Origin of the sequence: Tsukamurella conjunctivitidis (assembly GCF_007858475.1) — a bacterium.
GTDB classification, from domain to species: domain Bacteria; phylum Actinomycetota; class Actinomycetes; order Mycobacteriales; family Mycobacteriaceae; genus Tsukamurella; species Tsukamurella conjunctivitidis.
The window spans coordinates 1-21,882 of record NZ_VIGX01000020.1 but is presented as its reverse complement, the minus strand read 5'-3'; the positions used below and the strand labels follow the sequence as shown (position 1 = coordinate 21,882).

23 protein-coding genes are annotated in these 21,882 nt (G+C 67.4%); 13 read left to right on the top strand and 10 right to left on the bottom strand.

From position 1 onward, the window contains the following. The gene (locus FK530_RS21120; protein ID WP_146488944.1) at positions 1-1,605 is read right to left on the bottom strand and encodes an alkaline phosphatase D family protein; all 1,605 of its coding nucleotides are present in this window, start codon (positions 1,603-1,605) and stop codon (positions 1-3) included. A gap of 331 nt (positions 1,606-1,936) precedes the next feature. On the opposite strand from FK530_RS21120, the gene FK530_RS21115 reads away from it, so the two are divergent. From FK530_RS21115 to mutM, 7 genes are all read left to right on the top strand, one after another. Then, a complete protein-coding gene (locus FK530_RS21115; RefSeq protein WP_231706745.1) occupies positions 1,937-3,238 on the top strand; it encodes an MFS transporter in 1,302 nt (433 codons plus the stop codon). Between the two features lie 22 nt (positions 3,239-3,260). Then, positions 3,261-3,821, top strand: a complete 561-nt coding sequence (gene rsmD / locus FK530_RS21110; protein ID WP_146488942.1) for a 16S rRNA (guanine(966)-N(2))-methyltransferase RsmD — start codon at positions 3,261-3,263, stop codon at positions 3,819-3,821. Further along, on the top strand, positions 3,818-4,291 hold the full coding sequence (gene coaD, locus FK530_RS21105) for a pantetheine-phosphate adenylyltransferase (RefSeq protein WP_146488941.1): 474 nt from the start codon (positions 3,818-3,820) through the stop codon (positions 4,289-4,291). The genes rsmD and coaD overlap by 4 nt, the downstream gene beginning before the upstream one ends. A 127-nt stretch (positions 4,292-4,418) precedes the next feature. Then, positions 4,419-5,210 carry a DivIVA domain-containing protein gene (locus FK530_RS21100; protein ID WP_146488940.1) on the top strand — a complete coding sequence of 264 codons (792 nt, stop codon included), beginning with the start codon at positions 4,419-4,421 and terminating at the stop codon, positions 5,208-5,210. 57 nt (positions 5,211-5,267) lie between these two features. Continuing rightward, a complete protein-coding gene (locus tag FK530_RS21095; protein ID WP_146488939.1) occupies positions 5,268-5,846 on the top strand; it encodes a YceD family protein in 579 nt (192 codons plus the stop codon). Further along, positions 5,843-6,610, top strand: coding sequence for a ribonuclease III (gene rnc, locus FK530_RS21090; RefSeq protein ID WP_146488938.1), 768 nt, complete (start codon positions 5,843-5,845; stop codon positions 6,608-6,610). The genes FK530_RS21095 and rnc overlap by 4 nt, the downstream gene beginning before the upstream one ends. Beyond that, a complete protein-coding gene (mutM, locus tag FK530_RS21085) occupies positions 6,610-7,470 on the top strand; it encodes a bifunctional DNA-formamidopyrimidine glycosylase/DNA-(apurinic or apyrimidinic site) lyase (RefSeq protein ID WP_146488937.1) in 861 nt (286 codons plus the stop codon). The genes rnc and mutM overlap by 1 nt, the downstream gene beginning before the upstream one ends. On the opposite strand, the gene FK530_RS21080 is transcribed toward mutM, so the two are convergent. From FK530_RS21080 to FK530_RS21060, 5 genes are all read right to left on the bottom strand, one after another. Beyond that, positions 7,415-7,933 carry a hypothetical protein gene (locus FK530_RS21080; protein ID WP_146488936.1) on the bottom strand — a complete coding sequence of 173 codons (519 nt, stop codon included), beginning with the start codon at positions 7,931-7,933 and terminating at the stop codon, positions 7,415-7,417. The two genes, mutM and FK530_RS21080, sit on opposite strands and share 56 nt — an antisense overlap. A gap of 110 nt (positions 7,934-8,043) precedes the next feature. Continuing rightward, positions 8,044-8,733: a hypothetical protein gene (locus tag FK530_RS21075; RefSeq protein ID WP_146488935.1), complete on the bottom strand. Its 690-nt coding sequence runs from the start codon at positions 8,731-8,733 to the stop codon at positions 8,044-8,046. Positions 8,734-8,773: 40 nt separating this feature from the next. Next, positions 8,774-9,196, bottom strand: coding sequence for an NAD(+)--rifampin ADP-ribosyltransferase (gene arr, locus FK530_RS21070; protein ID WP_146488934.1), 423 nt, complete (start codon positions 9,194-9,196; stop codon positions 8,774-8,776). Next, entirely contained in the window at positions 9,193-9,693 is a 501-nt protein-coding gene (locus tag FK530_RS21065) for a DUF1648 domain-containing protein (RefSeq protein ID WP_146488933.1), read from the bottom strand. Before FK530_RS21065 ends, arr begins: the two co-directional genes overlap by 4 nt. Before the next feature lie 10 nt (positions 9,694-9,703). Further along, positions 9,704-10,243: a DUF1648 domain-containing protein gene (locus tag FK530_RS21060; RefSeq protein ID WP_146488932.1), complete on the bottom strand. Its 540-nt coding sequence runs from the start codon at positions 10,241-10,243 to the stop codon at positions 9,704-9,706. A gap of 81 nt (positions 10,244-10,324) precedes the next feature. On the opposite strand from FK530_RS21060, the gene FK530_RS21055 reads away from it, so the two are divergent. Genes FK530_RS21055 through smc form a run of 6 tightly spaced genes read left to right on the top strand, consistent with a single transcriptional unit; the run spans position 10,325 to position 17,136 of the window. Then, positions 10,325-10,762 carry an OsmC family protein gene (locus FK530_RS21055; RefSeq protein ID WP_146488931.1) on the top strand — a complete coding sequence of 146 codons (438 nt, stop codon included), beginning with the start codon at positions 10,325-10,327 and terminating at the stop codon, positions 10,760-10,762. Positions 10,763-10,765: 3 nt separating this feature from the next. Further along, a complete protein-coding gene (locus tag FK530_RS21050) occupies positions 10,766-11,047 on the top strand; it encodes an acylphosphatase (RefSeq protein ID WP_269434175.1) in 282 nt (93 codons plus the stop codon). A gap of 3 nt (positions 11,048-11,050) precedes the next feature. Beyond that, on the top strand, positions 11,051-11,866 hold the full coding sequence (locus FK530_RS21045) for a hypothetical protein (RefSeq protein ID WP_146488930.1): 816 nt from the start codon (positions 11,051-11,053) through the stop codon (positions 11,864-11,866). Next, complete coding sequence (locus FK530_RS21040) at positions 11,866-13,071, top strand: glutathionylspermidine synthase family protein (protein ID WP_146488929.1); 1,206 nt, start codon at positions 11,866-11,868, stop codon at positions 13,069-13,071. Before FK530_RS21045 ends, FK530_RS21040 begins: the two co-directional genes overlap by 1 nt. Next, positions 13,068-13,526: a DUF350 domain-containing protein gene (locus FK530_RS21035; RefSeq protein ID WP_146488928.1), complete on the top strand. Its 459-nt coding sequence runs from the start codon at positions 13,068-13,070 to the stop codon at positions 13,524-13,526. The genes FK530_RS21040 and FK530_RS21035 overlap by 4 nt, the downstream gene beginning before the upstream one ends. Positions 13,527-13,551: 25 nt before the next feature. After that, entirely contained in the window at positions 13,552-17,136 is a 3,585-nt protein-coding gene (gene smc / locus FK530_RS21030) for a chromosome segregation protein SMC (protein WP_146488927.1), read from the top strand. 102 nt (positions 17,137-17,238) lie between these two features. Here smc and FK530_RS21025 read toward each other — a convergent pair whose 3' ends face one another. The 4 genes from FK530_RS21025 to FK530_RS21010 form a co-directional block, all read right to left on the bottom strand. Beyond that, complete coding sequence (locus FK530_RS21025; RefSeq protein ID WP_146488926.1) at positions 17,239-18,204, bottom strand: RelA/SpoT-related domain-containing protein; 966 nt, start codon at positions 18,202-18,204, stop codon at positions 17,239-17,241. Positions 18,205-18,207: 3 nt separating this feature from the next. Further along, positions 18,208-19,206 (bottom strand): DUF262 domain-containing protein, encoded by a 999-nt coding sequence (locus FK530_RS21020; protein WP_262406790.1) that lies wholly within the window; start codon positions 19,204-19,206, stop codon positions 18,208-18,210. Positions 19,207-19,260: 54 nt separating this feature from the next. Beyond that, complete coding sequence (locus tag FK530_RS21015; protein ID WP_146488924.1) at positions 19,261-20,583, bottom strand: DNA cytosine methyltransferase; 1,323 nt, start codon at positions 20,581-20,583, stop codon at positions 19,261-19,263. A gap of 72 nt (positions 20,584-20,655) precedes the next feature. Continuing rightward, on the bottom strand, positions 20,656-21,585 hold the full coding sequence (locus tag FK530_RS21010) for a NaeI family type II restriction endonuclease (RefSeq protein WP_158645163.1): 930 nt from the start codon (positions 21,583-21,585) through the stop codon (positions 20,656-20,658). Positions 21,586-21,882 lie beyond the last annotated feature (297 nt).

The following is a 21,882-nucleotide window of genomic DNA, read 5'->3' as shown; positions in this document are numbered from 1 at the left end:
TCAGGCGGCGGGCAGTTCCTTGCTGTAGAGCGAGGCGCCCTTGGCGTCGCGCAGGTGCACCGTCAGAGCGCGCGTGCCGCCGTCGATGGTGACCTGCCCGAAGTGCTGGAAGCCCTCTGCGGGGGAGACGTTCGCCTTGTCGGGGGCGTGCACGAACTCGTACTGCGCGCCGAACGTGCCGTCCAGCGGGCTCTGCGGGAAGGCGCCCGCGTTGAGCGGGCCCGAGACGAACTCCCAGAACGGCGAGAAGTCCTGGAAGGCCGCCTTGTCCGGGTGGTAGGAGATCGCCGCGGTGTAGTGCACGTCCGCGGTGAGGTACACGACGTTCTTCACGTCCTTGGTCCGGGAGAGGATGCGGGAGAAGGCGATCTCGCGGCCCAGCGGGGCTCCGTTCTCGCCCTGCGCGACGGCCTCCATCGACTTCGGTCCGCCGTCCTTCGGATCGGTGGCGGCGTCGGGCACGACGATGCTCAGTGGCAGGTCGTTCGCGACCACCTTCCACACGGCCTTCGACGAGGTCAGGCCGTCGATCAGCCACTGCGTCTGCTTGTCGCCGAGGATCCCGGCGTCGTTGGCGGTGGCCCAGGCGTTGGGGTTCGGGTCCTTGTAGCTGCGCATGTCGAGCACGAAGACGTCCAGCAGGGGTCCGTAGGAGATCTTGCGGTACAGGCGACCATCCGCGGCTTCCGTGGGCTGCACCGGCTGCCATTCCCGCCACGCCCGGTAGGCGAAGTCCGCCAGCTTGTTCACGTCGGTCTCGGTGTAGCCCTTGCGGTTCTGCCCGGCCAGGTTCTCGCCGGGGAACCAGTTGTTGATCACCTCGTGGTCGTCCCACTGGATCAGCTGCGGCACGTTCGCCGCGAACCGCCGGTAGTGCTCGTCGGTGAGGTTGTAGGCGTAGTTGCCCCGGAAGTCCTCCAGGGTCTGCGCCACGTGGTCCTTCGCCGCGGCGGTCACATTGCGGTAGACGGTGCCGTCGTTCTGCTTCTGGGTCTCCGGAACCGGGTTGTCGGCGTAGATCGCATCGCCCGAGTGGAGGAAGAAGTCGGGCCGCACATCGGCGATGGCGCCCATGATCGCCATCCCGCCGTCGCGGTTGATGCCCCAGCCCTGGCCGACGACATCGCCGGACCACGTGAAGTTCACGTTCCCCGCCGCCGACGGCGCCGTGCGGAAGGTGCCCGCCACCGGCTCCGACCTCGCACCGTTCTCGCCCTCGAGGGTCACGCGGTAGTGCACCGTCTGGCCGGGCTCCAGGCCGGTGACGCGGAACCGTCCGGCACCGTCGGACGACGGATCGAGCTGCGGCCCCTCGAAGCGGCGCGGGTTGCTGAAGGACTCCGACGAGGCCGTCTCGACGATCATCCGTGCGGGCGCGTCCGAGCGGGCCCAGAGGAGCGCACCGTCGGTCCGGGGGTCGCCGGACGCGATGCCGTGCGTGAGGGACGGCCGTCTGCGCACCACCCCTGGCGAGGACGAGGCGGCGGCACCGTCGGACGAGCTGCCGCACGCCGACAGGAGCGAGCCGGCGGGGATCAGCAGGGCGCCGGCGGTGCCGGCCTTGAGGAGGGAGCGGCGCGAGAAGAGCGAATCACTGAGGGGCATTGCGGAAACGATGCCGCAGTCCGGTTCCGGATCGGCGAACAACCGGTTACCAGCGGGGATGCGAACCGGTGTCCACATGGTGAACCACTAAGGGTGGATCGATACTTCGATTCTGTTAACGTCGAACGCGCGGTAATCACACGTCCGGTGGGCCCAGCAGTGTCTAGCCACAGGCAAGCCCGGTCCGCACGGTGACCAACGCCAGGGGCTGATCTGCATGCCTGATAACTCAACAACGCCCTCCGTGCCGTCCCCGCTGTCCATCGCGGGACTCCAGGAGACCGAACAGCAGCACAAGAGCAAGCTGCACAAAGCCATCGCGGCATCGGCGATGGGCAACTTCACCGAGTGGTTCGACTACGGCGTCTACGCCGCGACGACCGCGTACCTGACCCAGGCCTTCTTCCCGGGCACGCTCGGCACCCTGGGCACGCTGCTCGGTTTCGCCGTGTCGTTCGCCCTGCGTCCGCTCGGCGGATTCGTCTGGGGCCCGCTCGGCGACCGGCTCGGCCGGAAGGTCGTGCTGGCGACCACCATCCTGCTGATGGCCGGATCGACGGCGCTGATCGGTGTGCTGCCCACGCATGCGCAGGTGGGTGTGCTCGCGCCGGTTCTGCTCATCGGCCTTCGCGTGGTGCAGGGCTTCTCGACCGGTGGTGAGTACGGCGGCGCCGCGACCTTCATGGCGGAGTACTCGCCGGACGGCAAGCGCGGCCGCTACGGCAGCTTCCTCGAGTTCGGCACCATGTGCGGTTTCGCCGGTGGTACGGCCTTCGTGCTGCTCCTACAGCAGCTGCTCACGCGCGACGAGATGTACGACTGGGGCTGGCGCATCCCGTTCTTCGTCGCGATCCCACTGGGCTTCGTGGGCTGGTACCTGCGGCACCAGCTGGACGACACTCCCGTCTTCGAGGAGATGGCCGAGGAGCAGGAGCACCAGGGCTCCGCCTGGCAGCGCTTCGTGTCCCTGCTGCGGGACTACAAGCGCCCCATCATGATCATGTTCGGGCTGGTCATCGCCCTCAACATCGCGAACTACACCCTGATCGCGTACATGCCCACCTACCTGCACGGCACGATCGGCATGACCGAGTCCGACTCGTCGATCCTGATGCTGATCGGCCAGGTCGCGATGGCGCTGTGCATCCCGTTCTTCGGCGCACTCTCGGACCGCACGGGACGCAAGCCGATGTGGTGGTTCTCGCTGATCGGCCTGCTGGTGATGGCCTGGCCCATGTTCTGGCTCATGGGCCAGGGATTCGGTTGGGCGATCCTCGGATTCGTGGTGCTCGGGCTGCTGTACATCCCGCAGCTGTCGACCATCACCGCGACCTTCCCGGCGATGTTCCCCACGCAGGTGCGCTACGCGGGGTTCGCCATTTCGTACAACGTGGCGACCGCCGCCTTCGGCGGTACGGCGCCGCTGGTCAACGACGCGGTGGTGGAGAACACCGGCTGGCTGCAGTTCCCGGCCTTCTACATGATGGGGGCCTGCGTCATCGGCCTCATCGCGCTGCCGTTCCTGCAGGAGACCAAGGGCTGCTCGATCCGCGGCACCGAGGTGCCCGGGCCGGACACCGATGCCACCCGCCTCGCGCAGATCGAGGAGGCGAAGCTCGCCCAGGCGAGCTGACGGCCGTGACTAGAGTGGAGCGGTGACCAGGATCATCGCCGGGGCGGCACGCGGGCGCAGGCTCGCAGTGCCGCCCCGCGGCACTCGTCCCACCTCGGATCGCGTGCGCGAGGCACTGTTCAGCGCGCTCCAGTCCCGCCTCGATTTCGACGAGCTGTCCGTCCTCGACCTCTACGCGGGGTCGGGGGCGCTGGGCTTCGAGGCCCTGTCCCGGGGCGCCGCCCGCGCCGTGCTCGTCGACGCGGATGCGAAGGCCGTCGCGGTGATCAACCAGAACGCGCGCACCGTCGGCCTGCCGGGCGCGACCGCGCACCGTCGGGCGACGAGGGCCTTCCTCGAACTCCCGGCGCAGTCCTACGACCTCGTCTTCCTCGACCCGCCCTACGACCTGCCGGCAGACGCCGTCGACGGCGACGTGGCCGCGCTGACCGCAGGCTGGCTCGCGCCCGGCGCCCACGTCGTCGTGGAGCGCTCGGCGCGCACGGCCGCCACCGCATGGCCGGAGGGCTTCGAACCCGAGCTGACGCGCGACTACGGGGAGACGCGCGTGGAGATCGCCGTCTGGCAGGATGACCGGGCATGAGCAAGGCGTGCTGCCCCGGATCGTTCGACCCGATGACCAACGGCCACCTGGACATCTTCCGCCGCGCCGCGCGGATCTTCGACGAGCTGGTGATCACCGTCGTCGTCAACCCCAACAAGCAGGGCATGTTCTCGATCGACGAGCGGATCGCGCTGATCGAGGAGAACGTGGCGGACCTGCCCGGGGTCACAGTCGACCGGTGGACGGGGCTGCTCGTCGACTACGCGCGTCAGGAGGGCGTCGCGTGCATCCTCAAGGGCCTGCGCAACTCGACGGACTTCGACTACGAGCTGCCGATGGCCGGCATGAACATGCACCTCACCGGTGTCGAGACCGCGTTCCTCACCACCGCGCCGGAGTTCTCCTACGTGTCGAGCTCGCTGGTCAAGGAGGTCGCGAAGCTCGGCGGCGACGTCTCCGCGTTGATCCCGCCGAACGTGCAGAAGGCCGTGGCCGCCAAGCTGTCGTGAAATCGGCCGATGTCGAGCCGGCAGCGCATATATCCGGCGCGAACTGCAATTCGGCGGATTCCCCGGGGGTCGACACGCGGCGGCGCCGTTACGGCGAAACATCGGTCCCACGCGTCACAATGGGTGTATGTACCGCGTATTCGAAGCACTGGACGAGCTGGGCGCCATCCTGGAGGAGGCGCGCAGCGTCCCCATGACCGCCGGGTGCCTCGTGCCCCGCGGTGATGTGCTCGAGCTCCTCGACGACATCCGCGACGCCTTCCCGGCCGACCTCGACGACGCGCAGGACGTGCTCGATCAGAAGGATCGCCTGATCAGCGAGGCGCGCACCCACTACGACACCACGGTGACCCAGGCCAATTCCGAGGCCGACGCCACGCTGAGCCGTTCCCGCGCCGAGGCCGACCGGCTCCTGGCGGATGCGAAGGCGCAGGCTGATCGCATGGTCGCCGAGGCGCACCAGCACGCCACCGGCCTTGTCGCCGAGGCGCGGGCCGAGGACGAGCGGATCCGTCGCGGCGCTCAGCGTGAGTACGAGGCCGTGACCGGCCGCGCCCGCGCCGAGGCCGAGCGCCTCGTCGCCGACGGCAACGCCGCGTACCAGCGGTCGGTGGCCGAGGGTATCGCCGAGCAGGAGCGCCTCGTCGCCGAGACCGAGGTCGTGGCCGCGGCCAAGGGCGAGTCGGATCGCATCATCGACGCCGCGCACGCCGAATCCGATCGCCTGCGCGGGGAGTGCGACGTCTACGTCGACACCAAGCTCTCGCAGTTCGAGGAGGTGCTCGGCGCCACCATGCGGTCCGTGAACCGCGGCCGGCAACAGCTCCGCACCGCCGCGGGCGTGCACGACTACAGCGATCACGGCGCCGCCGACGGCTACCTCGAGGAGTTCGCCGAATCACGGGTCGACGCGCGGTAGGCGGGTTGACGTACAATCGGGTGTTTGGCTTGACCTGACGAGTTCCCGAGGATTGTTGTGAACGAACCCAATGCCGCCGTGCGCCAGCCGGCCGGTAAGCCGTACGTACTCGACGTCCGGGCCTTCGGGCGGCGGCCGGGCACCTCAGCGCAGGTGCACCGCACGGTGGCCGCGCCCGAGCGCATCGGCGTCGACCTGATCGGAATCGAGACCGGCGAGGAGGTCGACCTCGATCTGCAGGTCCAGGCCGTCTCCGAGGGCGTCCTCGTGACCGGCACCGTCAGCGCGAACACCGCGGGACAGTGCGCCCGCTGCCTCGATCCGCTGTCGGGCGCGCTCAACCTGTTCCTGACGGAGCTGTACGCGTACCCCGAGAGCGAGACCGCGAAGACCACCGACGACGACGAGATGTACCGCATCGAGGACGACATGATCGACCTCGAGCAGGCCATCATCGACGCCGTCGGCATGGAGCTGGCCCTCGACCCGACGTGCTCCGAGGACTGCCCGGGCCTGTGCCAGGGCTGCGGCGAGAAGCTGGCCGACCTGCCCGCCGATCACCACCACGAACAGATCGATCCTCGCTGGGCCGGACTCGCGAAGTTCGCCACCGACGGCGAGGCCGACACGAAGTGAGCAAGCGTCTCCCCGCGCCGCCCGCCACGGACCGCGCCCCGCTGCTCGAAGCCCTGGGTGTCGCGCTCGACGACGAACTGCTCACCCTCGCCCTGACGCACCGCTCCTACGCCTACGAGGCGGGCGGGCTGCCCACCAACGAGCGGCTCGAGTTCCTCGGCGACAGCGTGCTCGGGATCTCGGTCACCGAGTGGCTGTACACGACCCATCCGGACAAGCCCGAGGGCGAGCTCGCGAAGATCCGCGCCAGCGTGGTCAACATGCACGCCCTCGCCCGCGTGGCCCGCGGGCTGGGGGAGGGCGGCCTCGGCGCGCACCTCTACCTGGGGCGCGGTGAGGAGCTGACCGGCGGCCGCGACAAGGACTCGATCCTCGCCGACGGCACCGAGGCACTGCTCGGCGCGGTGCACATCGAGCACGGCATCGACACGGCCCGCGAGGTCGTTCTGCGCCTGTTCCTGCCGTTGCTGACGGCGTCGTCGTCGATGGGCGCGGGACTGGACTGGAAGACCTCGCTGCAGGAGCTCACCGCGGAGCGGGATCTCGGCGCGCCGGCGTACCGCATCACGTCGACGGGGCCGGACCACGACAAGGAGTTCACCGCCGTCGCGGTGGTGGACTCCAGCGACCTCGGCGAGGGTGTGGGCCGTACCAAGAAGGAGGCCGAGCAGAAGGCCGCCGCGGCCGCCTGGAAGTCGCTGGACGGGGGAGCGGTCGGCCCTGCCGCCGGGGACGCGCCGGCGGGCGACGCCGAGTCGGCCTGATGCCCGAGCTGCCCGAGGTCGAGGTCGTCCGGCGCGGTCTGGTCGATCACCTGGTCGGCCGCGGCGTCACCTCCGTGGAGGTGCTGCACCCCCGCGCCGCGCGCCGCCACGTCGCCGGCGAGGCGGACCTCATCGGCCAGATCACCGGTGCCGATGTGGAATCCGCACAGCGGCGGGGCAAGTTCCTGTGGCTGCCGCTCGCGCGCGGCGGCGCCTCCGCCGACGCCGCGATCGTCGTGCACCTGGGCATGAGCGGGCAGATGCTGGTCGGGCCGGGCGACGACCGGCACCTGCGCATCCGGGCCGGATTGTCCGACGGTGCCGTGCTCCGGTTCGTCGACCAGCGCACCTTCGGCGGCTGGGCCGTGGACCCGCTCGAGGAGGTCGCCGGCACGTTCGTGCCCGCGTCCGTGGCGCACATCGCTCGCGACCCGCTGGACCCGCTGTTCGACCGCGACGCCGTGGTCGCGCGGATGAAGCGCAAGGACACCGAGATCAAGCGCGTGCTGCTGGACCAGACCGTGATCTCCGGCGTGGGCAACATCTACGCCGACGAGGCCCTCTGGCGCTCGGGTGTCCACGGCCGCCGTCGTGCCTCCGCCCTGACCAAACCCGCGCTCGGCCGGCTGATCGACGACGCCACCGACGTGATGCGGAGCGCGCTCGACCAGGGCGGCACCAGCTTCGACTCGCTGTACGTGAACGTCAACGGCCAGTCGGGCTACTTCGAGCGGTCGCTCAACGCCTACGGGCGCGACGGTGAGCCGTGTCGCCGGTGCGGCACCATCATGCGTCGTGAGTCCTTCATGAACCGGGGCTCGCACTTCTGCCCGAGCTGTCAGACGGTGCCGCGCCGCTGAGGCCGGAGATCGGCGGACGTACCACCGGGATGAGTCCGCGAAACAGCATCGCCATGATCGCGGCCACCAGGACGAATCCCAGAGGCGCGGAGGGCATCGTCGTGAAAGCGGACTTCACGAGAACCATCAGGCCGTAGCCGATCGTCCCGACGATGGCGGTGTTCAGGATCCACGCCGTGGTCAGACGGCGATACTCCTCGGGGTGCTCGGTCCAATAGGCCCGAACCGCCGGTTTCATCCGCGGGCTGAAGCCGCGGCCCACGAGTGGTACTGCGATCGCGACGAAGACGACCGTCGCTCCGAACGTTATGAGCTGGTTCTCGACGTACGTCGAGCGTGGAACCGCGCCGGCGCCCCTCCCGCCCGACTGTGGATACGCCTCCGGGCCGGCCACGTAGACCAGTCCGAGTACGACGAGGAAGAACAACAACGACCCGAGATACAGCCCCCACTGCTTCTGCATGGCCCCACGGTAGGTCTCACCCCGTCGGGGAGTGCGGGCTCCGGCTCGAGTGCCGGGATTCTCACATTCGACGTTCCGAGGGAACCGAACACCGATGCGGTGCGTCGTCGTCAGAGCGCCTTCGGCTCCGTGCTTCCAAGCCGCGACGTGCGGACTTCGGAGGCCCACGCCTCAGCTTCCACGAGACGCAGTTGCGCAGCGAGATCACCGCGAGGGCGGGGCGTCGGCGGCTCCTCGTCCATCGAGAAGTCAGGGGCACGAGTGCGATCCGCGAAGATCAGTGCCTGCAACTCCTGCATGCGGGTGAAGTACCGATCCGTGGGGAAGAAGCCGAAACGGTGGTCGTCACGGGCATCGGCCACGGTGGTCGAATACACCCGCTCCATGCGCAGCCGCTCAGCCTCGGCAACGGACATGGGCCAGCACTCGATCCGCTCCAGATCCGCGAGGAGCTCGGCGCCCACCGCGAACCGGGCTGGTTGATCCGGCAGTAGGTTCGGCGCCTCGCCGTACTCCACGACCCACCCTTCGGGGGCGTGCGTGATACGCGTGGGCCGTGTCCACGGCGTGATCCGGGTGCCGTACATCGTCGGGCGGCTGCGCATCGCCTCGTCAGTGGGCTCTGGATTGCCGCCGTACTCGACCGGCGCCGTGGGCGGCCAGAAGAACTCGAGCGGCACCTCATCAGGCACAGTGAGATCGGTGACGACCCATCCCCGGGCCAGCAGACGCGAGTCGACATCATCCTGGAACAGTCGCACGGCATCGGTCAGGCGGCGAATCTCCTCGTCAGCGGACATGCGCCCATTCTCCGCTGAGGGGGTGACAAGTTTGGCGCGGTCAGTTGATGATCTCGCCGCGATCGGTGGGGGCCTTCGAGATCAGGGTGTCGCGCCACATCTGCAGCGCCTCGGGGGTGAGTCGGGTCCAGTCGGTCACCTCGGCGACGATGCGCAGCGGCTCGGTGCTGCGGTACGACCGGGTGGGGTTGCCGGGGAACTTCTTGTCGGTGACGTTGGGGTCGTCCTCGAACGCGCCCGTGGGCTCCACCTCGTAGACGCGCGGGGCGGCACCGTCGGACTTGAGCTCGGAGGCGAGCTCCGCGGCGAGCCCGGCACCGTCGCGGAGGGCGGTGAAATAGATGTGGTTCATCACCACGTCGGGGCGGTAGTTCGAGACGAAGCCCGCGCTGAGCAGGTCGCCGGGCTGGAGGTCGGCGGTGGTCCCGTGGAAGAACGGGCCGGTTTCCGAGGAGGCGCTCATGGACTCAGGGTATCCGTGGGAGGCCGGAGGGCGCGCCAGAGAAGGTGCGCCGTGCTCACGGCGATGACCGCGAGGACGACCCAGATGCCCACACCGAGCACGGGATTCCCGTCCGGACTCACGATCGCGCCCGTCACCGAGACGGCCAGGAGCAGGAGGACCGCGCTCCCCACCGTGAGGAGGTAGCGCTGCAGGAGGGCGTCCAGGCCGGATCGGTGCTCCGGGTCGAGCCAGTACGCCCGCGCGGTCGGCGGGAGATTGATCAGGCCGTCCGGGATCGCGGACGTGCACGCCGCGAGCACGCCGAACAGGGCCGCGAGACCGGCGGTCGAGGCCGCCAGGATAGCGAGCGCCGAGCCGCGGGGCCGCCACGCGTCCGGGGTCCCACCTCCGCCCCAGTGCGTGGGGAACGGGTCGGGCCCGGACGCCGCGGCCCACGCGAGGCTCGCGCCGCAGAGCACGACCGCGGCGAGGAAGATCCACCAGCGAGGTCGCATGCCCACAACGTTACCGTGGCGAACGACTGTCGCTCCGGCCGGGGCGGGCTCCGCGCGCCGTCGTCGAGGACCGCTTGGGCGGGTGCATGAGCAACCAGATCAGGTATCCGACGGACCCCACCAGCGCGACGAGGAAGAGGATCACCAGCGTCGACTTCGCGGCGGTCTCGGTGGGGTCGATGACCGTCACCACGAACGTCGCGCCCTGCAGAACCAGGAAGAGGCCACCCGCCCAGAGCAGGAAGCCGGAGACGATGTCGTCGAACGCGGGACGGTGCGCGGGGGACAGCCAGTAGTCGCGCCGGGGCGTGCGGATGACGGAGGCCGGAATCCGCGGCGCCGTCAGCGCGAGAACCGCGAACAGCACGGCCACACCCGCGGCGATGCCAGCGTGCAGCGGCACGGCTTCGCCGCGCGGGGTGCACGAATCCGGCTGCCCGGACAGGCCGAAATGCGTCGGGAAGGGGTCCGGCCCGGAGGCGGCCGCCCACGCCGCTGCGGCCGCGTACGCGAGGACGGTTCCGAGGAAGGACCACCACCGTGCGCGCATGGCTCAACGCTACCGCCCGACCACGGCCGGCACCGGGCCGCCGGGCACCGGTCGCGGCCGGTGCTGCCGTAGATTGGACATATGGCCGACGACACGAACGCGCAGGCACCGTCCACCGAACTCTGGGTCGAGCGCACCGGCGTGCGCCGCTACACCGGGCGCAGCTCGCGGGGTGCCGAGGTGCTCGTGGGCTCGGTGGACGTGGAGGGTGTGTTCACCCCCGGTGAGTTGCTCAAGATCGCGCTCGCGGCGTGCAGCGGCATGTCCACCGATCACGTGCTCGCGCGGCGCCTCGGCGACGACTACGACGCCACCGTGCGCGTCTCCGGCGACGCCGACCGGGAGAACGAGACCTACCCCGAGCTCAACGAGATCCTCGAACTGGACCTCTCCGAGCTCGACGAGGCGGGCCGGGAACGGCTGATCACCGTCGCGCGCCGCGCCGTCGATCAGGTGTGCACCGTGGGCCGCACGCTCAAGGCCGGCACCACCGTCAATCTCGACATCACGTCGGAGTAGCGAGTGCCCGACGAGCAGTCCCGGATGACGGCCTGGGTGCACGGTCAGGTGCAGGGCGTCGGCTTTCGCTACTGGACGAAGACTCAGGCCCTGGAACTGGGCCTGCTGGGCTACGCTGCCAACCAGCCCGATGGGCGTGTGCGCGTCGTGGTCGAGGGCGACCGGTCCGCGTGCGAGACTTTGCTGCAGCGTCTGTGGTCGGGGCACACTCCGGGGAGGGTCGATCTGGTCGTGGAACTTTTCGGGCCCGCACGAGGCGGGCTCCCGTCGTTCGAGGAGAGGTGAGGCATGCAGCCGCCCGTTCCTGAGAACCGCCCCGTGGGCGACATCCCCGGGCCGGAGTCGAACCACCTGCCGCCCGTCCCCGGGCTCCCGCCTCAGGTGAACCTGCCCGATACCGTCGAACCGCCGCGGCGACCCGGCCGGATCCGCGAGCAGGACGAGAACACCACCGCCCGCCCCGAATCGGTGGCCGAGGCGCGTGCCCGGCAACGGGCCCAGCGCCAGCGCGCCGAGGACGAGGAACGCGAGGCGGCGGAGGCCGCGGCCGCGGCGGCGAAGAAGAGCCGGCGCCGCAAGCAGATGATCGGTGCCGGCGTCGGTGTCGGTGTCGTCGGCGCGATCGCCCTGTTGTACGTCGCGATCCCGGACAACGACAACACCCAGAACGTGAACACGCAGACGGCGTACTGCACCGTCGACGGCGACCAGGTGGTCTCCGACGACTACTGCTCGCGCGGAACCTACAACCCGGTGACCGGCTTCATCTTCCTCAACGGGATGAGCTACCGGTACAACTACGGAGGCTCCTACAACAACGGCAGGCTCACCGGCGGCAGCTACGACCGCCCGCCCAACACCGCGTTCCGTACGTCGTCGGGCGCGGCGGTGGACCCCGCGAAGACCACCTCCTTCGGTACCAACGGCCAGAGCAACGCGGCGAGCAAGCCCGCGCCGCCCGCGGCCGGGTCCAAGTCCGGTGGAAGCGGGACGAAGGCAGGCAGCAACAACGGCTCCTCCGGCAAGAACATCGACCGCGGTGGCCTCGGCACCGGTAGTAAGGGCGGCAGCTCCAAGGGCGGCTCCGGATCGAGCGGTTCCTGATGCGGCGCATGCGGGGAACGCCCCGCGAGGGCTGGCAGCGGACGGTCGAATCGCAGGGCCTGGTGTTCGGCACGCCCGCGCGCGACGGTGCGGGCGACAGCCGGAACTACTGGGACGAGTCGGTGTTCTACGAGTTCGACATGGACGAGGTGCTCTCCCTCGAGGCGCAGGTCGAGGTGCTGCACTCGATGTGCCTCAAGGCCGTCGAGAACGTGATCCTCACCGAGCGGTACGCCGATTTCGGCATCCCCGAGTGGGCCTGGGGCGCGATCGAGGAGTCCTGGAAGCGGCAGGACCCGCACGTGTACGGCCGCTTCGACCTGCGCTACGACGGTCGGCGGCCCGCGAAGCTGCTCGAGTACAACGCGGATACGCCCACGTCGCTGTTGGAAGCCGCTGTGGTGCAGTGGTACTGGTTCCAGGACACGGCTCCGGACAAGCGCTCGTGGGACGAGGGCGGGTACGACCAGTGGAACTCGCTGCACGAGTCGCTGGTGGCGCGCTGGGGCGAGATCCGGAACGTGATCCCGCCGTCGGAGTTGCATTTCACCTGGTCCGGCGCCGACGCGACGGGCGAGGACCACGTGACCACCGGCTACTTGCAGGAGACGGCCGCCGAGGCGGGCTTCGACACCGTCGGCCTGCCCATCGAGGACATCGGCTGGGACCACGACCTGAAGACCTTCGTCGATCTCGAGGACGCCCCCATCCACTCGGTGTTCAAGCTCTACCCGTGGGAGTGGATCCTCGAGGACGACTTCGGCAAACGGGTCGTCGAATCCATCCCCGCGACCACGTGGATCGAGCCGCTGTGGAAGGCGATCCTCTCCAACAAGGCGATCCTCGCGGTGCTCTGGGAGATGTACCCCGACCACCCGAACCTGTTGCCCGCCTATATCGACAGCCCCGGCTTCCTCACCGAGTACGTGAAGAAGCCCAAGCTCGGGCGCGAGGGCGCGAACCTCACGATCGTGGACGGGGGCCGGGAGACCGCCACCGGTGGCGTCTACGGCGCCGAGGGCTACGTGTACCAGATGTTCGACCCGCTTCCCGAGTTCGACGGCTATCGCCCCGTGATCGGCGCCTGGGTCGTCGGCGACGAGTCCGCCGGTATCGGCATCCGCGAGACCTCCGGCCTCATCACCGACGACGGTGCCGCGTTCATCCCGCATCGCATCACTCCGAAAGGCACGACCGCATCATGAACACGACCTTCCTCGCCGCCGCAGACCTGGGCACCCTGGGCAAGGGCATCGGCGCGATCTGCCTCTACGCCCTCGTCGGCCTGGTGCTGATGGTGGCCGGCTTCTACGCCGTCGACCTGTCCACCCCCGGCAAGCTGCGCGACCTCGTGAAGGCCGGCAAGCCCAACGCCACCTACATCACGGGCGCCGGCATGCTCTCGATGGCGTTCATCATCGTCGTCGCGATCTACGCGAACTACACCGGCGGCGGCGACCTGTGGGCGGGCGTCGTGTACTCGCTGGTCTACGGCATCGTCGGGATCGTCGCGCAGATCGTGTGCGTGCGCGTCCTCGACCTGGTCACCGGTGTGGACATGGACGAGCTCATGTACTCCGAGGTCTTCCTGCCGCAGGCCCGCGTCATCGCCGCCTCGCACGTTGCGCTCGGTCTGATCGTGGCGATGGCGGTCCTGTAGCGGTCACCGCCTAAACTGGCGTTTCGTGTATCTCAAGTCGCTGACACTGAAGGGCTTCAAGTCCTTCGCTTCGGCGACGACTCTGCGCCTCGAACCGGGTATCACCTGCGTCGTCGGACCCAACGGCTCGGGCAAGTCGAACATTCTCGACGCCCTGCGCTGGGTGATGGGCGAGCAGGGTGCCAAGGGCCTGCGCGGCGGCAAGATGGAGGACGTCATCTTCGCCGGCACGTCCGGTCGCGCGCCGCTGGGCCGGGCCGAGGTCACGCTCACCATCGACAACTCCGACGGTGCGCTACCCATCGACTACTCCGAGGTCTCCATCACGCGGCGCATGTTCCGCGACGGCGCCGGTGAGTACGAGATCAACGGCACCAAGTGCCGCCTCATGGACGTGCAGGAGCTGCTCTCGGACTCCGGCATCGGTCGCGAGATGCACGTCATCGTCGGGCAGGGGCAGCTCGCCGCGATCCTCGAATCGAAGCCCGAGGAGCGTCGCGCCTTCATCGAGGAGGCGGCCGGCGTGCTCAAGCACCGCCGGCGCAAGGAGAAGGCGGTCCGCAAGCTCGACTCGATGCAGGCCAACCTCGCCCGGCTCACCGACCTGACGACGGAGCTGCGCCGCCAACTCAAGCCGCTGGGGCGGCAGGCCGAGGTGGCCCGTCGGGCGCAGACCATCCAGGCCGACCTCCGCGACGCCCGGCTGCGCCTCGCCGCCGACGACCTGGTGCGCAGGCGCGCCGAACTGGCCGACCAGAGCGGCAACGAGGCGGCGGTGCGTGAGGAGCAGAATCTCGTCGCTGAACAGCTGGACGAGGCGAACGCACTGGTCGCGGAGCACTCGGAGGCCGTGGCCGCGCTCGACCCCGCGGTGAAGGCCGCGGGGGAGGGCTGGTTCTCGTTGTCCGCGCTCGCCGAGCGCGTCTCCTCGACGGAGCGGATCGCCTCCGAGCGCGCCCGCCTGCTGTCGGAGCCCGTGCAGCACGCCCCCGGCCGCGACCCCGAGGAGCTGGAGGCCGAGGCCGAGCGCGTCGCCGAGGAGGAGGCCGAGCTCATGGAGGCCCTCGAGGAGGCCGCCATGATCCTCGAGGAGGCGACGGAAGAGCTGGCGTCGCGCGAGGAGTCGGCCCGGGACGCGGAGAAGGCGCACATGGCCGCCGTCGCGGCCATCGCGGACCGTCGAGAAGGGCTGGCCCGCCTCGCCGGCCAGGTCGAGACCCTTCGCACCCGCGCCGAATCCGTGGAGTCCGAATCCGGACGGCTCACCGCCGCGATCGCTGAGGCGGTCGAGCGGGCCGAGGCCGCAGAGTCCGAGTTCGAGCAGGTCCAGGGGCAGATCGCCGAGCTCGACGCCTCCGAGGCCTCGCTCGACGAGCATCACGAGCGCAGCGTCGCCGCGTTCAACGCCGCGAGCGCGCGGGTGGAGGAGCTGCGCGCCTCGGAGCGGGAGGCCGAGCAGAAGGTCGCCTCGCTGGTCGCGCGCATCGAGGCGCTGTCGATGAACCTCGACCGGGGCGACGGCGCCGCCTGGGTCGTCGAGCACGTCGACGGTGTGACCGCTGCGGTCGCGTCACGGCTGTCGATCCGCAGCGGCTACGAGAAGGCCGTCGCGGTGGCGCTGGGCCCGGTGGCGGAGGCCGTGGCGGCGGGCTCCGTCGATGCGGCCGTGACGGCTGTCGAGCGGCTGCGCGAGGCGGACGGGGGCCGGGCGGCCGTCGTCATCGAGGGCGTCGCGCCCGGCACCGTGCCGTCCGGCCCCCTGCCCGACGGTGCCGTCTGGGCCGTGTCGTGCGTGGACGCACCGTCGTCGTTGGAAGGGGCGGTTTCCGCGGCGCTGGCCGGGTACGTGCTCGTGCCTTCGGTGGCGGACGCGGTTGCCGTAATCGCCGCGCGGCCCGAGCTGCGGGCCGTCACGTCCGACGGTGACGTCATCTCCCACGGGGTGCTGACCGGCGGCTCCGCGGCGCGGCAGTCCACCCTGGAGGTGCAGAAGTCGATCGACGCGGCCGAGGCGACGCTGGGGGAGACCCGGCGGTCGGTGGAGTCGCTGTCGGCGGCGCTGGCCGGGGCGAACGAGGACTTGGCCGCGCGGCGCGAGGTCACGGAGTCGGCACTGGCGGCGCTGCACGAGTCGGATTCCCAGCTCGGCGCGATCTACGAGCAGCTGGCCCGGCTGGGGCAGGCAGCGCGGAGCGCGCGCGACGAGGCGGAGCGTCTGGTGGCGCAGCGAACCCGGATCGAGGGCTCGCGGGATGAGACTCGGGCCGCGCTGGTGGAGCACGAGGAGCGACTGCGTCTCGCGGAAGCCCTGCCGGACGATTCGGTGTCCGTGGGGACCGATGAGCGGGATGCGGCTGCTGCCGCCCTGGCTGCGGCGCGTTCGGTCGAGATGGAGGCCCGGCTCGCCCGCCGCACCGCCGAGGAGCGCGCGGCCGGCGTGCGAGGCAAGGCCGAAGGGCTTCGACGGGCCGCCGCGGCCGAGCGGGCCGCGCGGGAGCGGGCGGAGGCTGCGGCGGCTTCTCGGCTCGCTGCCGCCGCGGTGGCTTCGTCGGTGGCGGAGGGCGCCGCGTTGGTGTCCTCGCGGTTGGGGCGCGCGGTGACGAGGGCTGCTGCGCATCGTGATGCGCTGGAGGCATCACGCGCGCAGCGCGCCGGCGCGCTGGACGTCGCGCGGCAGGAATCGACCGCGCTCGCAGCTCGGCTCGCGCAGCTGACGGATGCGGTGCACCGCGACGAGGTGGCGCGGGCGCAGGCGGCGCTGCGGATCGAGCAGCTCGAGGAGCAGGTGGTGGCGTCGTTCGCGATGTCGCCCGATGATCTGGTCGCCGAGTATGGGCCGGACGTTCTGTTGCCCGCGTCTGCGCTGGAGCTGGAGGAATACGAGGCGGCGCGCGAGCGCGGCGAGACGGTGGTGAAGCCGCAGGGGCTGCCGTTCGACCGGGCGGTGCAGGAGCGCCGGCTCAAGCTCGCGGAGAAGGACCTCGCGACGCTCGGGCGCGTGAACCCGTTGGCGCTGGAGGAGTTCGCGGCGCTGGAGGAGCGCTACAACTTCCTCTCCACTCAGCTCGAGGACGTGAAGTCGGCCCGCGAGGATCTGCTGAGTGTGGTCGAGGAGGTGGACGCCAAGATCCTGCAGGTGTTCACCGAGGCCTGGGTGGACGTGGAGCGCGAGTTCGTCGAGGTGTTCAAGACCCTGTTCCCCGGCGGCGAGGGCAAGCTGATCCTCACCGAGCCGGGCGACATGCTGACGACGGGCATCGACGTCGAGGCCCGGCCTCCGGGCAAGAAGGTCAAGCGTCTCTCGCTCCTGTCCGGCGGCGAGAAGTCCCTGACCGCCGTCGCCATGCTGGTCGCCATCTTCCGCGCCCGGCCGTCACCCTTCTACGTGATGGACGAGGTCGAGGCGGCCCTGGACGACACCAACCTCCGACGCCTGATCTCCCTGTTCGAGCAGCTGCGCGACAAGTCCCAGCTCATCGTCATCACGCACCAGAAGCCGACGATGGAAGTCGCCGACGCTCTCTACGGTGTGTCAATGCGTGGGGACGGGATCACCCAGGTCATCTCACAACGGATTCGTGGACAGGAGCTGGGCGCGCTGCCCGTATGATGCGGGGACAAACGGTTGGGGCTATCCGCGAACGCGACCGATAGTGATTGCTGCCGGACGAGCATTTGCAGATCCGTCCTGGTTGACGCGTACCTGGCGATCTCACAATCGCACTACTACATCGCCGCGCAAGGTGCCTAGGTCAGGCTGATGTGCGACCGCCTCTGCAGTTACCATGATTTTGGCATGATTTCGGCGGAGTGAATCTTCGAATTCTGAGAAGGGCACAATCCTAAGTAGCGCAATGGCTATGGCCTGAAGCGGCGTCACGAGCGTATCAGCTAGGATGGTGGAAAACCCAGATGTCTTGAGAAGCTTGTCGATAGTATCGAACTCCACATTGCATGATTCGACGAGGCTTCGCGCTGTTTCGACGAATCGAAGAACGTTATGTGGACGTCTGTCCGGTCGCCAAAGGCTGAGCCAGTTCTCGTACTTGGTGTCATTTTCGTTGTCAGGTGGATCAATACTCTGGCTCTGATGCAGCTGTGAAGCTGCTTCTAGATCGGTAAGGATACCATCAAGCATTTCTAAAGCTGCACGCGCCTGGCTCGAAGTTCTGAGCGTGTGCCATCCGATTCTTCCGCTCGATACGCTCTTGTAAATCTGATCATGAGTCGCGCTCCACCAAGCGTACTGAAGTCCTGTTCGTACCTGCACCTCGAAGCGTCGTTCTCGGACATTAGACGACACTACGGCTGGGCTGACTTTACCTTCAAGTGTGGCGATGAGGTGAACATCGTCGTACGCGAACGAATCATGCTTGCCGTTGCTCCGCACCTTGGTTTGATAGGTGACGACTGGCTCCAGTTCCAACATCGCCGGTTCGATCTGGTTTCGAGTTGGAACGACAATCATTGCGGCGTAGAGATCATTGAGGTCGCCGAAGCCGCCCCGTCCAGATTCAACCTTCGATAGAGCGCTCTCGGCTGTTTTGATTCTGTCATCGAAGAGCCAATGATTGTCTGCGCATACCGTGCGGAGCCTAGAACCCGCGAGTCTCTGTACCTCGAGTGCGACTTCGAGTGCAGAATTGTATGCACTGAGAACACTTCCGGTGATCAGCACAAGCTACTCCGGATCGTTAATCAGTACCTCGGCGAGAACCTCAGCACGGATTCGCCGGTTCGCTTCCTTGCTTGTGCCCTGCCTAACGGCATTGCTATAGGATATTTCTGCGGGAGAACGCGGCTCCTCCAGGCGTTCGGAGAGAAGTCGAAGTTTCTCTGCAGTGGAATCGTCGGCAGGTATGCTCTCGCCGAGAGCAATTCTCGCGGCCCACAAACTGTAGAAGTCTCCCAGGTTTCGCCATCGCGTATTGCGCCATTCTAAGGGGAGGTTATTCATCCACAGTAGGATCTCTTCGAATCTATCCAGAGCCTGGTCTTCGTCGGGGATTTGTTCGTCGTACTGCGCATAATATTCGTCCAGCGCGTTCGCGCTTCCTTCCTGAATTCCATCCATTGTGAGGATAAAAATTTCCGAGACGTACTCTACGTCTTGCATTCGGGAAATTCTAGCACGCGTGGCCACATTAATCTTGCTCCAGAAGGGGTGCCGGGCGAGGTTTGTCATCTTTGTGATGAATGCGCCGTCGAACTGGGCTTTACGTAGCTCTTGCCGGTTGAGTTTCGCTGTGTTCCGATTTAGGCGCGCGAAGGCTTCTCTGATCTCGTGGGGATTTGAACGGCTGATATTCTCGACGCTAAGAACGTAGTCGACGAACTTCTGCTGTTTGCTTTCAGGTAGATCAGAATAGTACGCGTCAGCCAGATCCTCATCGTCCAAGTAGGAACCTAAGTGGAACTTGTCCATCGTGAACTCAATTATAGCTTCGAGGCGCTGCTTTCCATCGATAACGTTGTGCCGCGTTGGAGCTCCTGCGCGCGTCTCGTTCTCGAGATATATGGCGGGGCAAGGAAAGTCTTTCAAGATGGTGTCGATGAAAAAACGCCGGTAATCGTCGCTCCATACAGACCGTCGTTGGTAACTAGGGTTGAGATTCAACTGGCCGGACGCGTGAAGTTCCAGGAACCACTGGACGGTTTGCGTGTTTGGGCGTCGATGCATCGTTCTCAAGGCCTTCTTTCTGGCTGTGAATCATCTTCCGCAGTACGGCAGCGATTAACTGATCCGTGCGCGCAATTGCTTCTCAATAAACGAAAGATGTCTCGAATGGTCAGATTGACCACGGAAGGCGCGCCACTCTCCGAGCTTGTAGGTAGTCCGGCCGCCTCGGGACCCTGTAGTTATCTCGAAGTCTCGGCTTAGGAACGTGATTCGCCGCTCGATCTCGTCCGTGGGCATCGTGTTGCCGAGATCGCGGCTTAATCCAGCGAGCGACACGAAATTTCTGCGTTCTCGCAAGGCCTTGTAGACCTCATCGTGGAATTCGGGGGCATCACCGTCGGTTGGCGCCTTCGCATCGCCAGTCTTGCGCAGTGCGGCCGCGATGGACTCTCCGACTGCACGGGCAACCGGGGGTGGAAAGGCGTTGCCGATCTGGCGGTAAATCGTGGTCTTTTTCCCGCGCGCGGGAGCGAAATCCCAGTAGTATTCGCTAGCGCGGTCTTGGTGCCAGCCTTGGAGGCGCGCGATCATCTCGTTCGTAAGTTTCGGGACATAGTTGGCGGGTGTGTCTTTGGTGGGTGCCTCATTGGCGACTCCGAAGCCATCGACCGACAGTTGCATCCATGCATGCTTGGCACGAGTTGGGCCGAGATCGGGGCCGCCATGCTTCTTGGAGCCGCCAACGATTGTGGGCGCAATCCTATTGGCCTTCTTTGCCCACGCGGTCGCGCCACGCCAGCCGCTCGCGGCCATGAGAGGCTTGAGCGCTTCGCCGACGGTCGGCGCAGTTTCACTTGGCTCGGGCCATGCGAAATATGGAGCGAATTCTTCCTTCAGCGCAACGAGAATGAACCGTGGCCTGAGCTGAGGTACTCCAAAGTCGCGAGCTTCCAGAAGGCGCCAGTCCGCCTTGTATCCAAGCTCGGCGAGTCGGTCGAGGACTGCTTGGCGGTAGCCGGCGAATCGCGGCATCGAGAGACCGCGGACGTTCTCAAGCAGGATCGCGTCGGGCTCCATGCGCCCCGCAGCCTCGACCGCCCAGGCGAACAGGTCGCGCTCGTCCTCTGCGCCCTTCTGCTGTCCCGCGATAGAGAACGGAGGGCATGGCACGCCGCCGGCGAGCAGACTGACTCCCCGGTGTTCCTCAGGGGACCAGACCGACTCATCGGCAACATCCCCGATCGCTACCTTTGGCTGCTCCAGACCCTCATCGTCTGCTAAACGTCGAAGATTGCGATCGAGTGTCGCAGCCGCGTCCTCATCAAGCTCGACGGCCAGAGTGTGGCGGAACCCAGCAAGATGCAGGCCTAGGCTCTGGCCGCCTGCTCCTGCGCAAATCTCGACGACCGTGAGGTCGCTGCGTGTCTCTCCGCTCATGATGGACGCCATCATGCCAGGGGGCACCGACAAACTTGCGGAGACGTGCACGCAAGTTGCAACATTCGGCCTCTACCCAAGGCTGTCGCTGTACCAGTCCGTCGAGAATGCAGTCGCGCTGGCCGGCTCGACGGGCATGAGGACTAGGCTCCCGCCGTCCTTGCCAACCGCGATTGGCCCGGCCCACTCGGGGCTGGCGGGCGATACGTATGCGGAGACGTACTCAGTGCGTCGTGGGACCGGGAGGCCGAGCTGTCGAGCGGCGCGTGCCTGCCAATCGTAGGCGCCGCTCAGGATGACCATGCCTTCGGCTGCCAAGGGACCCCGAGCTCCACCCTTGCCGCCCCGCAGGCGTCGTGTCGGGTCGAGCTGTGCCGCTGCCGTGCACACCGCTGCACGACTGACAATTTTGCCTGGTGCTCTGCGGAAGAGCTCGGAGATGCGGGCAGTGCCACCCTTCGGTTTGAAGATTGCTGCGATGTCGGAAGGGGATAGGTGAAGCAGGACGTTCGGCGGGAGATCGCCGTCGCGGGTCAGCCAGTGAATGTGGGGGCGGCCGGCGGCCGACAGCGTCCGTTTCGCGTCACGATTCTGTCCTTTGCCTAGCCACTCTTCCCGGGCGCGAACTACGCCGAGCGAGAAGGATGAATCGACATCGCTGGCGGTGACGACCATGCAGAGCTGATTTACAGCCTCGGGCGGCAGCATCCATGAGCCCATCTTCTGGCTGTACTTCGCGTCGACATCGTGGCCGGCAATTTGGTAGTCGAGCTTGTCGCCGTCAGCAAACTTGAATTCGCGCTGCAGATTGATCTCGATCAGGGTTCCGAAGTGGGTTTTCTCAGTCTTGAATAACTGTTCCCAGCTGTACCGCTTGGTCCGAACGCCGTCGTAGAGCTGGTCGAACGTGTCGCGAAGGACCTGAGCTGTCCTCTCGCCATCAGGGTCAAGTCGTCGCAGGGCAGCGACGACGTCGTTGAGGTCAGGGTCGTCAAGCTCCACGAGGTGAGGGTAGCGGCTCGCCAGGATTGCTCAAGGGCTTCCGCGTGACGGCGGAACTGGCAGCACCTGACCCGACAGCAGCGCGCACGCTGTCGACCACTGCTGAGACATCCTCGTGCTCCCAGAATCTGAGGACGCGCCAGCCTGCACGCTCGAGCCGCTCAGACGTAGGGACTGGTGCACGGTTAGGTGACATCTGATCTGGCTTGCCCCGGGAGGGCGGCCTGGAAGGATGACTACTGTGCCTAAGCCTTATCCGAAAGAGTTCCGTGATGATGTGGTCCGGGTTGCCCGGGA